Annotated in this window: 12 protein-coding genes; 9 read left to right on the forward strand and 3 right to left on the reverse strand. The window is 63.8% G+C overall.

Annotated features, from left to right (window positions below):
- Positions 1-35: 35 nt before the first annotated feature.
- The 3 genes from BM321_RS24915 to tldD all read left to right on the forward strand — a co-directional run bounded on the left by BM321_RS24915 (position 36) and on the right by tldD (position 6,289).
- Positions 36-3,839, forward strand: coding sequence for a YhdP family protein (locus BM321_RS24915; RefSeq protein WP_092445424.1), 3,804 nt, complete (start codon positions 36-38; stop codon positions 3,837-3,839).
- 138 nt (positions 3,840-3,977) lie between these two features.
- Positions 3,978-4,841: a carbon-nitrogen hydrolase family protein gene (locus tag BM321_RS24920; protein WP_092445426.1), complete on the forward strand. Its 864-nt coding sequence runs from the start codon at positions 3,978-3,980 to the stop codon at positions 4,839-4,841.
- Between the two features lie 5 nt (positions 4,842-4,846).
- Entirely contained in the window at positions 4,847-6,289 is a 1,443-nt protein-coding gene (tldD, locus tag BM321_RS24925; protein ID WP_057451545.1) for a metalloprotease TldD, read from the forward strand.
- A gap of 45 nt (positions 6,290-6,334) precedes the next feature.
- Here the strand turns inward: tldD and yjgA are convergent, their stop codons facing one another.
- Positions 6,335-6,859 (reverse strand): ribosome biogenesis factor YjgA, encoded by a 525-nt coding sequence (yjgA, locus tag BM321_RS24930; protein ID WP_072410857.1) that lies wholly within the window; start codon positions 6,857-6,859, stop codon positions 6,335-6,337.
- Between the two features lie 108 nt (positions 6,860-6,967).
- Between yjgA and pmbA the strand changes: the two genes are divergently transcribed.
- The 6 genes from pmbA to BM321_RS24960 all read left to right on the forward strand — a co-directional run bounded on the left by pmbA (position 6,968) and on the right by BM321_RS24960 (position 12,289).
- On the forward strand, positions 6,968-8,314 hold the full coding sequence (gene pmbA, locus BM321_RS24935; RefSeq protein ID WP_060739165.1) for a metalloprotease PmbA: 1,347 nt from the start codon (positions 6,968-6,970) through the stop codon (positions 8,312-8,314).
- Between the two features lie 206 nt (positions 8,315-8,520).
- Positions 8,521-8,916, forward strand: a complete 396-nt coding sequence (locus tag BM321_RS24940; protein WP_053118468.1) for a hypothetical protein — start codon at positions 8,521-8,523, stop codon at positions 8,914-8,916.
- On the forward strand, positions 8,909-10,285 hold the full coding sequence (locus BM321_RS24945) for a class II fumarate hydratase (protein WP_092205000.1): 1,377 nt from the start codon (positions 8,909-8,911) through the stop codon (positions 10,283-10,285). Before BM321_RS24940 ends, BM321_RS24945 begins: the two co-directional genes overlap by 8 nt.
- 27 nt (positions 10,286-10,312) lie before the next feature.
- Entirely contained in the window at positions 10,313-10,753 is a 441-nt protein-coding gene (locus BM321_RS24950; RefSeq protein WP_072410865.1) for a hypothetical protein, read from the forward strand.
- A gap of 2 nt (positions 10,754-10,755) precedes the next feature.
- Positions 10,756-11,379 carry a superoxide dismutase gene (locus BM321_RS24955; RefSeq protein WP_092445428.1) on the forward strand — a complete coding sequence of 208 codons (624 nt, stop codon included), beginning with the start codon at positions 10,756-10,758 and terminating at the stop codon, positions 11,377-11,379.
- Between the two features lie 19 nt (positions 11,380-11,398).
- Positions 11,399-12,289, forward strand: coding sequence for a ZIP family metal transporter (locus BM321_RS24960; protein WP_092333311.1), 891 nt, complete (start codon positions 11,399-11,401; stop codon positions 12,287-12,289).
- A 181-nt stretch (positions 12,290-12,470) separates the two neighbouring features.
- Here the strand turns inward: BM321_RS24960 and BM321_RS24965 are convergent, their stop codons facing one another.
- Positions 12,471-12,746 carry an HPr family phosphocarrier protein gene (locus tag BM321_RS24965; protein ID WP_092445430.1) on the reverse strand — a complete coding sequence of 92 codons (276 nt, stop codon included), beginning with the start codon at positions 12,744-12,746 and terminating at the stop codon, positions 12,471-12,473.
- 15 nt (positions 12,747-12,761) lie between these two features.
- Positions 12,762-13,619: an RNase adapter RapZ gene (rapZ, locus tag BM321_RS24970; RefSeq protein ID WP_092445432.1), complete on the reverse strand. Its 858-nt coding sequence runs from the start codon at positions 13,617-13,619 to the stop codon at positions 12,762-12,764.

Consider the following 13,619-nt stretch of genomic DNA (forward strand, 5'->3'; position numbering starts at 1 on the left):
GGATTTGATTGTCTTTGCCAGGGGAGCCCACTGACATGGAGCGTCTGACACGCTTGATCGCGACGCTGACCCGTTGGGGGCTGGGGCTTTGCGCCTTGTTGCTGGTGTTGCTGGCGTTGTACGTCAGCCTCGGTCGCGAGCTGGTCCCGCTGGTGGCCGAATACCGGGCCGAGGTCGAGACTCGCGCGGGCGCCGCCCTGGGCATGCCTGTGCACATCGGTAGCCTGGACGGCAGTTGGAACGCTTTGGCGCCGATCCTGGCGGCGCGCGACGTGGTGGTCGGCGAGGGCCCCAACGCCTTGCACCTGGACGAGGTGCGGGCCGTGCCTGACCTGTGGGACAGCCTGCTGGCGCGTCAGGTGCGCATCGCCCACCTGGAAGTCAGTGGCCTGAAGATCAGCCTCAAGGAGGGCGCCGACGGCAAATGGGCTTTGGAAGGCCTGCCGGTTAAGGACGAGCAGCCCTTCGATCCGCAGCAACTGCTCGAACGCATGCAAGTGGTCTCCACGCTCTCGGTGCTCGATAGCCAGGTGACCTTGCAGCCCATCGAGCAACCGCCGCTGACCCTGACCTACGTCGGCTTGAGCCTGCGCACCGGCGCCACCCGCCAGCGCCTGGACGCACGCCTGACCCTGCCTGACGGGCAGCCGGTGGCGATCAACCTGCGTACTCGCCTGCGCGCCAGCGACTGGAAGAACGGCCAGGCCGACGCCTATTTGAGCCTGCCGCAAAGCGACTGGTCCAAATGGCTGCCCAAACGCCTGACCCAGCAATGGAATTTCTCCCGGATCCAGGCCGGCGGTGAGTTCTGGCTCAGTTGGGGCGAGGGCACGGTGCAAAGCGCAGCCATGCGCTTGAACGCGCCGCAGCTCCAGGGTGCCTACGGCGAACGCAAGCCGGTACAGATCCACAACCTGGGCCTCAACGCTTATTTCCAGCGCGGTAGCCAAGGGTTCACCGCGACCTTCGATTCCCTGGCGATGAACCTGGGCGAGACCCGCTGGGAATCGCACCTGCAACTGCAACAAACCGCCGCCACCGAGCAGGCCGAGGAGCGTTGGCACCTGCAGGCCGACCGCCTCGACCTGACCCCGCTCACGCCTTTGCTCAATGCCCTGGCACCGTTGCCCGAAGGCCTGGCCACGACGATTGACCGGCTCAAAGTGACCGGTGGCCTGCGCAACGTGCTGCTGGACTACCGGCCGCAGAACACCGGTGACCAGAAAGTCAGCTTCGCCACCAACCTGGATACCGTGGGCTTTGATGCCTATCGCGGCGCTCCGGCGGCGCGCAACGTCTCCGGGAGCCTGAGCGGCGACCTGGGCGGCGGCGAGCTGCGCATGGACAGCAAGGATTTTTCCCTGCACCTGGACCCGATCTTCGCCAAGCCCTGGCAGTACTTGCAAGCCAATGCCCGGCTGACCTGGAAGCTCGACAAGCAAGGCTTCACCCTGATCGCGCCATACCTGAAGGTGCTGGGCGAGGAGGGCCGGATTGCCGGCGACTTCCTGATTCGCCTGCATTTCGACCACAGCCAGGAAGACTACATGGACCTGCGGGTCGGCCTGGTGGACGGTGACGGGCGCTACACCGCCAAGTACCTGCCGGCGGTCCTCAGTCCGGCGCTGGATGAGTGGCTGCGCACGGCCATCGTCAAGGGCGCGGTGGACCAAGGCTTTTTCCAGTATCAAGGCTCGCTCAATCACGGCGCCGGAGATGCGGCGCGCAGCATCAGCCTGTTTTTCAAGGTGCATGACGCCGAATTGGCGTTCCAGCCGGGCTGGCCTTCGGTCAGCAAGGTCAGCGGCGATGTCTTCGTCGAAGACAGCGGCGTGCGCATCTATGCCAGCCAGGGGCAGTTGCTCGATACCCAGGTCAAGGATGTTTCGGTGAACATTCCCCATGTACCGACCGGCCAGAGCTCTCATCTGCTGCTGGACGGCGGGTTCGCCGGTGGGCTGGGCGACGGTTTGAAAATCCTCCAGAGCGCGCCGATCGGGACCGCCGAGACGTTCGCCGGCTGGGAAGGCGAGGGCGACCTGAAAGGCAGCGTGAAGCTGGATATTCCGCTGGTCAAAGGCGAGCAACCGAAGATCCTGGTGGACTTCGCCACGGACCAGGCTCGTCTCAAGCTCAGCGAGCCGGCGCTGGAACTGACCCAGCTCAAGGGCGATTTCCGCTTCGACAGCGACAAGGGCCTGAGCGGCAAGGGCATCAGCGCCCGGGCATTCGACCGGCCCGTGACCGCGCAGATTTTCGCCGAGGGCCGTGCCGGTGCGCTCAACACGCGGGTCGCCGCATCCGGGCAGGTGGAGATCAATAAGCTCACCAGTTGGCTGAACGTCACCCAACCGTTGCCGGTATCGGGCGTCGTGCCCTACCAGTTGCAAGTGATCCTCGACGGTGCCGACAGCCAGCTGTCGGTCAGCTCCAGCCTCAAGGGCGTGGCCGTAGACCTGCCGGCCCCCTTCGGCATGGCCGCCGATGTCGGGCGCGACACGGTGTTTCGCATGACCCTGCAGGGGCCGGAACGGCGTTACTGGGTCGATTATGGTGACCTGGCCAGCTTCACTTACGCTGCGCCAAGCGGGAAATTCGCCGACGGTCGCGGCGAGTTGCTGCTGGGCGCCGGCGATGCGGTGCTGCCTGGCGCCAAGGGGCTGCGACTGCGGGGCACGCTGTCGGAACTGGACGTCAGTCCCTGGCAGGACCTGGTGCACAGGTACGCCGGCCAGGATCCGGGCGGCAGCGCCAAGCAACTGCTCAGCAGCGCCGATCTGACCGTCGGCAAGCTCACGGCCATGGGTACCACCCTGGACCAGGCGTCGGTGCAACTGGATCGCAAGCCGGACGCCTGGGCCTTGCGGCTCGACAGCCAGCAGGCCAAGGGCAATGTCAACCTGCCGGACGCCAAGGCCGCACCGATTGGCATCCAGCTCGACTACGTTCGCCTGCCGGCCCCAGACCCGACGGTCCAGGCAGATGAAAACGCCCCGGACCCGTTGGCGTCGGTCGATCCCGGCAAGATCCCGGCGATGGATATCGCCATCGACCAGTTGTTTCAGGGCCCTGACCTGATTGGCGCGTGGTCGTTGAAGGTGCGCCCGACCGCCAAGGGCATTGCGCTGAATAACCTGGACATGGGCCTCAAGGGCATGGTGTTGAATGGCAGTGGCGGCTGGGAAGGTACGCCTGGCGCCACCAACAGTTGGTACAAGGGACGGATCGGCGGCAAGAACCTGGCCGATGTGCTCAAGGGTTGGGGGTTCGCACCGAGCGTGACCAGCCAGGCCTTCCGCCTGGATGTCGATGGTCGCTGGCCCGGTTCGCCGGCGTGGGTCGCCACCAAACGCTTCTCCGGCAGCCTCGACGCGTCGTTGACCAAGGGCCAGTTCGTCGAAGTCGAAGGCAGCGCCCAGGCGTTGCGGGTATTCGGCCTGCTGAACTTCAACTCCATCGGCCGACGCTTGCGCCTGGACTTCTCCGACCTGTTCGGCAAGGGCTTGAGTTATGACCGGGTCAAGGGGCTGCTGGTGGCGAGCGATGGGGTGTACGTGACCCGCGAACCCATTACCCTGACCGGACCGTCGAGCAACCTGGAACTCAACGGTACGCTGGACATGGTGGCCGATCGCGTCGACGCCAAGCTGCTGGTGACGTTGCCGGTGACCAACAACCTGCCGATCGCCGCGCTGATTGTCGGTGCGCCGGCGGTGGGCGGCGCGCTGTTTCTGATCGACAAACTGATCGGCGACCGCGTGGCGCGTTTTGCCAGCGTAAGATACGACGTCAAGGGGCCGTGGAAAGAGCCGAAGATCACCTTCGACAAGCCGTTTTGACAGACGATGGGATAACCCCTGTGGGGGCGAGCTTGCTCGCGATAGCGGTGTATCAGTCATATTTCCTTTGCTGATCCTGCGCTATCGCGAGCAAGCTCGCTCCCACAGGGGAATGATGCAAGAAATGAGGGAGGGACCATGCCAGTCGCCGTGATTCAAATGGTCAGCCAAAGCGACGTGCTCGCCAACCTGGCCCGTGCCCGGGTGCTGCTGGAGCAGGCTGCCGCCGGCGGCGCGAGGCTGGCGGTGTTGCCGGAGAATTTCGCGGCGATGGGGCGACGGGACATTGCCGATATCGGCCGTGCCGAAGCCTTTGGTCAGGGACCGATCCTGCCGTGGTTGAAACAGGTCGCCCGTGACCTCAAGTTATGGATTGTGGCCGGCACGCTGCCGTTGCCGCCGGTGGACCAGCCCGAGGCCAGGTCCCATGCCTGTTCGTTGCTGGTCGACGATCAGGGCCAGATCGTGGCGCGCTATGACAAGCTGCACCTGTTCGATGTGGATGTGGCGGACAATCGCGGGCGCTATCGCGAGTCGGATGACTATGCTTATGGCGCCAACGTGGTGGTTGCCGATACCCCCGTCGGCCGGGTGGGCCTGACGGTGTGTTATGACTTGCGGTTCCCGGAACTCTACAGCGAGCTGCGGGCTGCCGGGGCCGAGTTGATCACGGCACCGTCGGCGTTTACCGCGGTGACCGGCGCGGCCCATTGGGACGTGCTGATCCGCGCCCGGGCCATCGAGACCCAGTGCTACGTGCTGGCGGCCGCCCAGGGTGGCGTGCATCCGGGGCCTCGGGAAACCTTTGGCCATGCCGCGATTGTCGACCCGTGGGGCCGCGTGCTGGCACAACAGGATCAAGGCGAGGCCGTGCTGGTGGCCGAGCGCGACAGCAGCGAACAAGCGTCCATCCGGGCGCGTATGCCGGTGGCCAGCCATCGGCGCTTTTTCTCGCAGGGCGCTCGACAGCGGCCTGTCCAAGACGACGAATCCAAGGCGTAAAACATATGAGCGGGTTGTTATCCTCAGTCAGTGAACACCTTTTAGCCCCTGGCGGCGTGACGCTTGAAAGCCTGCAAGGCGTGCTGGGCGACCTGGCCGGCCCGGGCATCGATGCCGCCGACCTGTATTTCCAAGGCCAGATTTCCGAGTCCTGGTCGCTGGAGGACGGCATCGTCAAGGAAGGCAGTTTCAACCTCGACCAGGGTGTGGGCGTGCGTGCCCAATCCGGGGAAAAGACCGGTTTCGCCTACAGCAACGCCATCACCCTCGAAGCCCTGGGGGCCGCGGCCCGTGCGGCCCGCTCGATCTCCCGCGCCGGACAGAATGGCACGGTCCAGGCGTTCAGCAGCCAGGACGTGACGCAACTCTATGCCCCGGACAACCCACTGGAAGTCATGAGCCGTGCCGAGAAAGTCGAATTGCTCAAGCGCATCGACGTCGCCACCCGCGCCCTCGACCCGCGCATCCAGCAGGTGTCGGTCAGCATGGCCGGGGTCTGGGAGCGGATCCTGGTGGCTTCCACCGATGGTGGCCTGGCGGCGGACGTACGACCGCTGGTGCGCTTCAACGTCAGTGTGATCGTCGAGCAGAACGGTCGCCGCGAGCGCGGCGGCCATGGTGGCGGCGGGCGCACCGATTACCGTTATTTCCTCAGTGAAGACCGCGCCATGGGCTATGCCCGTGAGGCGCTGCGTCAGGCCCTGGTCAACCTGGAAGCCATCCCGGCTCCGGCTGGCACATTGCCGGTGGTGCTCGGCTCCGGTTGGTCCGGTGTGCTGCTGCACGAAGCGGTGGGCCACGGCCTGGAAGGCGATTTCAACCGCAAGGGCAGTTCGGCCTACAGCGGGCGCATGGGGGAAATGGTCGCTTCGAAACTCTGCACCATTGTCGATGACGGCACCCTGGCCGGGCGTCGCGGCTCCCTGAGCGTCGACGATGAAGGCACGCCAACCGAATGCACCACGCTGATCGAGAACGGGGTGCTCAAGGGTTACATGCAGGACAAGCTCAACGCCCGTCTGATGGGCGTGGCCCGCACCGGCAACGGTCGCCGCGAGTCTTACGCGCACCTGCCGATGCCGCGCATGACCAATACCTACATGCTGGGTGGCCAAAGCGACCCGGCGGAAATCATCGCCTCGGTGAAAAAAGGCATCTATTGCGCCAACCTCGGCGGCGGCCAAGTGGACATCACCAGCGGCAAGTTCGTGTTCTCCACCAGCGAGGCCTACCTGATCGAAGACGGTAAGATCACCGCACCGGTCAAGGGGGCGACCCTGATCGGCAACGGGCCGGAGGCGATGAGCAAGGTGTCTATGGTCGGTAACGACCTGGCGCTGGACAGCGGTGTGGGGACGTGTGGCAAGGACGGGCAATCGGTGCCGGTGGGCGTGGGCCAGCCGACCCTGAAGATCGATGCGATTACCGTGGGTGGCACGGGCGCATGACGGGAGCGTCGGGTGGAGTGCAAGGCCTCCACCCGTGGGCGTTACTCAGCGCAAGCCGCGTTGGGTTTCGTCCAGCTCACGGATGTACTTGAAGATTTTACGGCTCGAGGCCGGTGGCTTGTTCTGCGCCAGTTCGTGCTGGGCCTGACGGATCAGGGAGCGCAATTGCTGGCGATCGGCCTCCGGGTAGTCGATGACGAATTTTTCCAGCACGCCGTCGTCGCCTGCGATCAAGCGATCGCGCCAGCGCTCCAGGTTGTGGAAGCGTTCGTTGTATTGCCGGGTGGAGGCATCGAGTTGATCGAGCAGCACCAGGATGGCGTCAGTATCCTGATCGCGCATCAGTTTGCCGATGAATTGCAGGTGCCGTTTACGCGCGATATGCGCGGTGTGCTTGGGCGCATCGGCCAGGGCCCGACGCAAGGCGTCGGTCAAAGGCAATTTGGCCAGCAAGTCAGGCTTGAGTGTTGTCAGGCGCTCGCCGAGGTCAACCAGAGCATGCAGCTCGCGTTTGACCTGGGATTTGCTTTTTTCACCCTCGTAGAGGGAGTCGTCGTAAGAATCAACCATGGTGGCAGTCCGCAAAGAAACGCCGCCATGATAACCAGTCGGGGGCCGCTTGTCCGGCCCGGTCGCTCGATGGCCATCACCGAAAACAGAATTTGAGTGGAGAACACCATGAGTGCAGTTCAAAGCGTCGGCCCGCAGGCATTGCCGGCACTGCAGGAACAAGTCGAGCAGATCCTCGCCGAGGCCAAGCGACAAGGCGCCAGTGCGTGCGAGGTGGCGGTGTCCCTGGAGCAGGGCCTGTCGACGTCGGTACGCCAGCGCGAGGTGGAAACCGTCGAATTCAATCGCGACCAGGGCTTTGGCATCACCTTGTACGTGGGCCAGCGCAAAGGCTCGGCCAGCACGTCGGCCAGCGGCCCGGATGCAATTCGCGAAACCGTCGCCGCGGCGCTGGCGATTGCCCAGCACACCTCCGAAGACGAAGCCTCGGGCCTGGCCGATGCCGCGCTGATGTGCAAGGAACTGCGGGACTTCGACCTGTTTCACGCCTGGGACATCACCCCTGAACAGGCCATCGAGCAGGCGCTGCGTTGCGAAGCGGCGGCGTTCGATGCCGACTCGCGGATCAAGAATGCCGACGGTACGACGCTCAATACCCACCAGGGCTGCCGCGTCTACGGCAACAGCCACGGTTTCATCGGCGGTTATGCATCGACCCGCCACAGCCTCAGTTGCGTCATGATCGCCGAAGCCAATGGCCAGATGCAGCGTGATTACTGGTACGACGTCAACCGCCAGGGCACCTTGCTGGCGGACCCGGTGAGCATCGGCCAGAAAGCCGCGCAACGGGCGGCCAGCCGCCTGGGTGCACGGCCGGTGCCGACGTGCGAAGTGCCAGTGCTGTTTTCTGCCGAGCTGGCCGGTGGCCTGTTCGGCAGCTTCCTGTCGGCGGTGTCCGGCGGCAACCTGTACCGCAAGTCGTCGTTCCTCGAAGGCGCGCTGGGCCAGAAACTGTTCCCGGAATGGATGACCATCGACGAGCGTCCGCACCTGATGCAGGCCATGGGCAGCTCCGCGTTCGACGGCGATGGCCTGGCCACCTACGCCAAGCCATTCGTGGAAAAGGGCGAGCTGGTGTCCTACATCCTCGGCACCTATTCGGGACGCAAACTCGGCATGCCGAGCACCGCCAATGCCGGTGGCGTGCATAACCTGTTCGTGACCCATGGCGAAGAAGACCAGGCCGCCTTGCTGCGGCGCATGGGCCGGGGCCTGCTGGTGACGGAACTGATGGGCCATGGCCTGAACATGGTCACCGGCGACTATTCCCGTGGCGCGGCGGGTTTCTGGGTCGAGAACGGCGAGATCCAGTTCCCGGTCCAGGAAGTCACCATCGCCGGGAACATGCGCGACATGTTCAAGCAGATCGTGGCCGTGGGCAATGATCTGGAACTGCGCAGCAACATCCGCACCGGCTCGGTACTGATCGAGCGGATGACGGTGGCGGGTAGCTGACCCTCAATCGCAGAAAAAAGGCGCGTCATCCAAGTGGATGACGCGCCTTTTTTATGTTCGCAGATCCCTGTTTGGACCGGGGGACACGGTGGACACCCTGTGGTGAGGGGATAAATCCCCTCGCCACAATGATGCGCTCCCAGGCTTGTGTTGCTTCTTATTATCATCTAATAATGAATCTCATTCGCCGAGTGTGAGCCCCGGTCATGAGTTCTGCCCTGCACGAACAACCCTACCTTGAAAGCTGGCGCTGGATGAGCCGCCAGATCCGTTGCGCGATGAACCCGGACGAACCGCGGCTGATCGAGCACTACCTGGCCGAGGGCCGCTACCTGGCCTGTTGCACCGCCACCTCGCCGTGGATGATCTCCGAAACCGCCTTCCGCCTGCTGCTCGACACCGCTTCGGATGTCGCGCTGCCCTGGCATTGGCGCAGCCTCTGCCTCGACCAGGCCTGGCGCCCCCTGCGTGACCTCGAACGCCAATCACTGTGCCGCTGCCGCCTCAAGCGTTGGCAGAGCCATGCCTGGGCGCTGGCGACCTGCGCCCTGGCGCCATCGATTCCCCTTATTGAACTGGTGCAAGGATCTCCCGATGAGTAATACCCGTATCGAACGCGACAGCATGGGCGAGCTGCACGTCCCGGTGGATGCCCTCTATGGCGCCCAGACCCAGCGTGCCGTGGATAATTTCCCGGTCAGCGGCCAGCGGATGCCAGCGCCATTCATCCGCGCCCTGATCCTGGCCAAGGCCGCGGCCGCCCGGGCCAACGTGGAGCTGGAGCAGATCAGCGCGGCCCAGGGCAAGGCCATCGTCGATGCCGCCCTGGGGCTGCTCGAAGGCCGTTTCATGGATCATTTTCCGGTGGATATCTTCCAGACCGGCTCCGGCACCAGCTCCAACATGAACGCCAACGAAGTGATCGCCACCCTCGCCAGCGGCCTGCTGGGAGAGACGATCAACCCGAACGACCATGTCAACTGCGGCCAGAGCAGCAACGACATCATCCCCACCAGCATTCATGTCAGCGCCGCGCTGGCCTTGCATGAGCAACTGCTGCCGGCGTTGTTGCACCTGGTGCAGGTGATCGAGCGCAAGGCCGAAGAAGTCCACCCGTTCATCAAGACGGGGCGCACCCACCTGATGGACGCCATGCCGGTGCGCCTGAGTCAGGTGCTCGACGGTTGGGCGCAACAGCTCAAGGCCAATATCGGCCACTTGCAGGACCTCCTGCCGAGCCTGCAATCCCTGGCTCAGGGCGGCACGGCGGTCGGCACAGGGGTCAATGCCCATCCGCGCTTCGCCGAGCTGTTCAGCCAACAACTGACGCAATTGACCCACGTGCAATTCACCCCGGGCAAGAACCTGTTCGCGCTGATCGGCTCCCAGGACACCGCCGTGGCGGTTTCCGGACAGCTCAAGACCACGGCCGTGTCGCTGATGAAAATCGCCAACGACCTGCGCTGGATGAACTCCGGGCCGCTGGCGGGCCTGGGCGAGATCGAACTCGAAGGCCTGCAACCGGGCTCCTCGATCATGCCCGGCAAGGTCAACCCGGTCATTCCCGAAGCCACCGCGATGGTCGCGGCCCAGGTGATCGGTAACGACACGGTGATCACCATTGCCGGTCAATCGGGCAACTTCGAATTGAACGTGATGTTGCCGATCATCGCCCAGAACCTGCTGAGCAGCATCGCCCTGATGTCCAGCGCCAGCCGCTTGCTCGCGGACAAGGCCATCGCCACGTTCAAGGTCAACGAAGCCAGGCTCAAGGAAGCGTTGTCGCGCAACCCGATCCTGGTGACCGCGCTGAATCCGATCATCGGTTACCAGAAGGCCGCTGAAATCGCCAAGAAGGCTTATCAGCAAGGCCGACCGGTCATCGATGTCGCCTTGGAACACACCGACCTGTCTCGCAGCGAACTCGAAGTCCTGCTGGACCCGGAGAAGCTCACCGCCGGCGGCGTGTAACCCCGACACCTGTGTGGAGGACTCACCATGGAACACTGGAAACGTACGATCGAACGGGCCAATCGCTGTTTCATGCTGGGCGAGCTGGTGGATGCCCGCGAAGCCTACCTGCAAGCCCTGGCGCTGGCCCAAGTGTTGTTCGAGCGCTGGGCGGATGCCGACGAAGCGGTCGCTGCTTGCGTCGTCTCCCATCACAACCTGGCGGACCTGCACTTGCGCCTGAACCAGCCGGAGGAGAGCGCCGAATACTTGTGTGCGATCCACCAACGGTTGTTGCAGACGATGCAGGACGAACGCCTGGCACCGGCCCTGCGCGCCGCCGCGCAACGCCAGAGCCACAAGACCTACGTCGAACTGCTGAATTTCATCAGCGAGCACGGTGAGTACCCACGCACCCAGCGCCTGCTGCATTGCAATGCTGCTACGCCCCGGCAGCGCAATGCCCCTCTTCATTATGGAGTCCATTGAACATGGCTTTTACCTTGCCTGCATTGCCCTACGCCTACGACGCCCTGGAACCGCACATCGATGCGCAAACCATGGAGATCCACTACACCAAGCATCACCAGACCTACATCAATAACCTCAACGCGGCGGTGGACGGCACCGAGTACGCCGGGTGGCCTGTCGAAAAACTGGTGTCCAGCGTGGAGCAGTTGCCGCCCAGCCTGAAGGCTGCGGTGATCAACCAGGGGGGTGGCCATGCCAATCATTCGTTGTTCTGGGAGGTGATGACGCCCCAGGGCGGCGGTTTGCCCAAGGGGGCCCTGGCGGCGGCGATCGATGCGCAACTGGGCGGTATCGAACGTTTCAAGGAAGCGTTCACCAAAGCGGCATTGACCCGTTTCGGCAGCGGCTGGGCCTGGTTGAGCGTGACCCCGCAAAAGACCCTGGTGGTGGAAAGCAGTGGCAACCAGGACAGTCCGTTGATGAATGGCAACACGCCGATTCTTGGCCTGGACGTCTGGGAGCATGCCTATTACCTGCGCTACCAGAACCGTCGTCCGGAATACATCAGCGCCTTCTACAACGTGATCAATTGGCCTGAAGTCGCCCGACGCTATCAGGCGGCGCTGGCGTCGAGTCCTTCATGAATACCCTCCAAGGCTGACTATGGATACTCAAACACTGGCGATTGGAAGCGGACGGATGTTCCGCTATGCCTTGGGGTCATTGCTGCTGTTGGCCGGGATGACGTTGTTGGCGGCCCAGGGCCTGGCGTGGCTGGACCTGGAGCCCAGGCTGTTGCGAGCCCTTCAGGGCGGCGGACTTTGTGCCTTGGGCACCGCGCTGGGGGCCGTGCCGGTGCTGGTCATCCGGCGCATGCCCCAGGCCGTGAGCGATTCGCTGCTGGGCTTCGGTGCCGGGGTGATGCTCGCGGCCACGGCGTTTTCGCTGATCGTGCCGGGCATTGCCGCGGCCGAGCAGTTGGGATTCACGCCTTGGGCGGCCAGCGGCCTTATCTGCTTTGGCATTCTGTCGGGGGCATTCGGACTGTACCTGGTGGACCGCAAGGTCTCGGCCAACCCCGAACGGCTGGTGGCGGCGCCGGGACGCCCGATCATTGCGCCGCGGATCTGGTTGTTCGTATTCGCCATCATCGCCCACAACATTCCAGAAGGCATGGCAGTGGGCGTGTCGGCGGGCGGCGGCATGCCGGATGCCGACAGCCTGGCGATGGGCATCGCCTTGCAGGATGTCCCCGAAGGGCTGGTGATTGCGTTGGTGCTGGCCACGGCGGGCATGTCGCGGGTCAAGGCGTTCCTGATTGGCGCGGCGTCAGGGCTGGTCGAGCCCGTGTTCGCGCTGCTGTGCGCCTGGTTGGTGAGCTTGGCCGAGCTGCTCTTGCCCCTGGGCCTGGCGTTGGCGGCTGGGGCGATGCTGCTGGTGGTGACCCACGAGGTCATTCCCGAATCTCGCCGCAATGGTCACGAGAAACTGGCGAGCCTGGGGTTGTTGGTGGGGTTTTGTCTGATGATGGTGCTGGATACGGCGTTGGCGTGACAGGGGGGAACCTGTGGGACAGGGATCAACCTATGGGAAGGAGCCATCTGTGGCGAGGGGATTTATCCCCGCCGGGCTGCGAAGCAGCCCTGATATCTGTCACCGCCGAGCATCAGGTCGACTAAGCTCTTTTTGGGGCTGCTTCGCAGCCCAGCGGGGATAAATTCCCTCGCCACAGGGGTTATTCGCCTTCGTCAAAGTAGTTGTTGATGAGCGCCACCAGGGCATCCATCGCTTCCTGCGCCTGTTCCCCTTCAGTGCTCAGGTGAATCTTGGTGCCCTTGCCGGCGGCGAGCATCATCATCGCCATGATGCTTTTACCGTCGACCGTAGTCTCGGGCGTACGTCCGACCCTGATCGTGGTCTCCGGAAACTTTCCCGCCACGCCTACAAATTTCGCCGACGCTCGGGCATGCAAACCCAGCTTGTTGATGATTTCAATTTCCTGAGCAGGCATCGCGGTGTGAATCCTTTAGCTGAGGTCGCGGTGGCGAACCTGGACATTCTTCAGGGATTTTTGCAGGAGCTGACCGAGGCGTTCGGTTAGGTAGACGGAGCGGTGATGGCCGCCGGTACAGCCGATGGCGATCGTGACATAGGCGCGGCTGCTTGCGGCAAAGCGGGGTAGCCATTTGAGCAGGTAGCTGGAGATGTCCTGATACATTTCCTCGACGTCCGGCTGTGCGGCCAGGTAGTCGATCACTGGCTGATCGAGCCCGGACTGCTCGCGCAGTTCCGGTTTCCAATAAGGGTTGGGCAGGCAACGCACATCGAACACCAGGTCGGCGTCTACCGGCATGCCACGCTTGAAGCCGAACGACTCCACCAGGAACGCCGTGCCCGGCTCCGGTTGGTTCAGCAGGCGCAGCTTGATCGTGTCGCGCAACTGATACAGGTTCAGGTGCGTAGTGTTGACCTTCAGGTCCGCCAGGTCGGCGATCGGCCCCAACAGCTGGCTTTCATCCTCGATGGCTTCGGCCAGGGAGCGGTTGGCGTTGCTCAGCGGATGACGCCGGCGGGTTTCGGAAAAACGCTTGAGCAGCGTCTCTTCATCGGCATCCAGGTACAACACTTCGCATTGAATATGCCGGCTGCGCACTTCCTCGAGCAGCTCGGGAAAGCGCGACAGGTGGCTCGGCAGGTTGCGCGCATCGATGGACACCGCCACCAGCGGCTGCGCCAGCTCGGTGTGGATCAGGGCGCGCTCGGCCAGTTCCGGCAGCAGGCCGGCGGGCAGGTTGTCGATGCAATAGTAGCCGCTGTCCTCAAGCACGTTGAGGGCCGTGCTTTTACCGGAGCCGGAGCGGCCACTGACGATGATCATGCGCAT

Origin of the sequence: Pseudomonas sp. NFIX10, from assembly GCF_900111955.1 — a bacterium.
Taxonomy (GTDB): domain Bacteria; phylum Pseudomonadota; class Gammaproteobacteria; order Pseudomonadales; family Pseudomonadaceae; genus Aquipseudomonas; species Aquipseudomonas fluorescens_AA.

What these genes read in the sequence shown, in the direction of transcription:
- BM321_RS24915 (WP_092445424.1), top strand. Translation starts at nt 36, where the DNA reads ATGGAGCGTCTGACACGCTTGATCGCGACGCTGACCCGTTGGGGGCTG.
- BM321_RS24920 (WP_092445426.1), top strand. Translation starts at nt 3,978, where the DNA reads ATGCCAGTCGCCGTGATTCAAATGGTCAGCCAAAGCGACGTGCTCGCC.
- tldD (WP_057451545.1), top strand. Translation starts at nt 4,847, where the DNA reads ATGAGCGGGTTGTTATCCTCAGTCAGTGAACACCTTTTAGCCCCTGGC.
- yjgA (WP_072410857.1), bottom strand. Translation starts at nt 6,859, where the DNA reads ATGGTTGATTCTTACGACGACTCCCTCTACGAGGGTGAAAAAAGCAAA.
- pmbA (WP_060739165.1), top strand. Translation starts at nt 6,968, where the DNA reads ATGAGTGCAGTTCAAAGCGTCGGCCCGCAGGCATTGCCGGCACTGCAG.
- BM321_RS24940 (WP_053118468.1), top strand. Translation starts at nt 8,521, where the DNA reads ATGAGTTCTGCCCTGCACGAACAACCCTACCTTGAAAGCTGGCGCTGG.
- BM321_RS24945 (WP_092205000.1), top strand. Translation starts at nt 8,909, where the DNA reads ATGAGTAATACCCGTATCGAACGCGACAGCATGGGCGAGCTGCACGTC.
- BM321_RS24950 (WP_072410865.1), top strand. Translation starts at nt 10,313, where the DNA reads ATGGAACACTGGAAACGTACGATCGAACGGGCCAATCGCTGTTTCATG.
- BM321_RS24955 (WP_092445428.1), top strand. Translation starts at nt 10,756, where the DNA reads ATGGCTTTTACCTTGCCTGCATTGCCCTACGCCTACGACGCCCTGGAA.
- BM321_RS24960 (WP_092333311.1), top strand. Translation starts at nt 11,399, where the DNA reads ATGGATACTCAAACACTGGCGATTGGAAGCGGACGGATGTTCCGCTAT.
- BM321_RS24965 (WP_092445430.1), bottom strand. Translation starts at nt 12,746, where the DNA reads ATGCCTGCTCAGGAAATTGAAATCATCAACAAGCTGGGTTTGCATGCC.
- rapZ (WP_092445432.1), bottom strand. Translation starts at nt 13,619, where the DNA reads ATGCGCATGATCATCGTCAGTGGCCGCTCCGGCTCCGGTAAAAGCACG.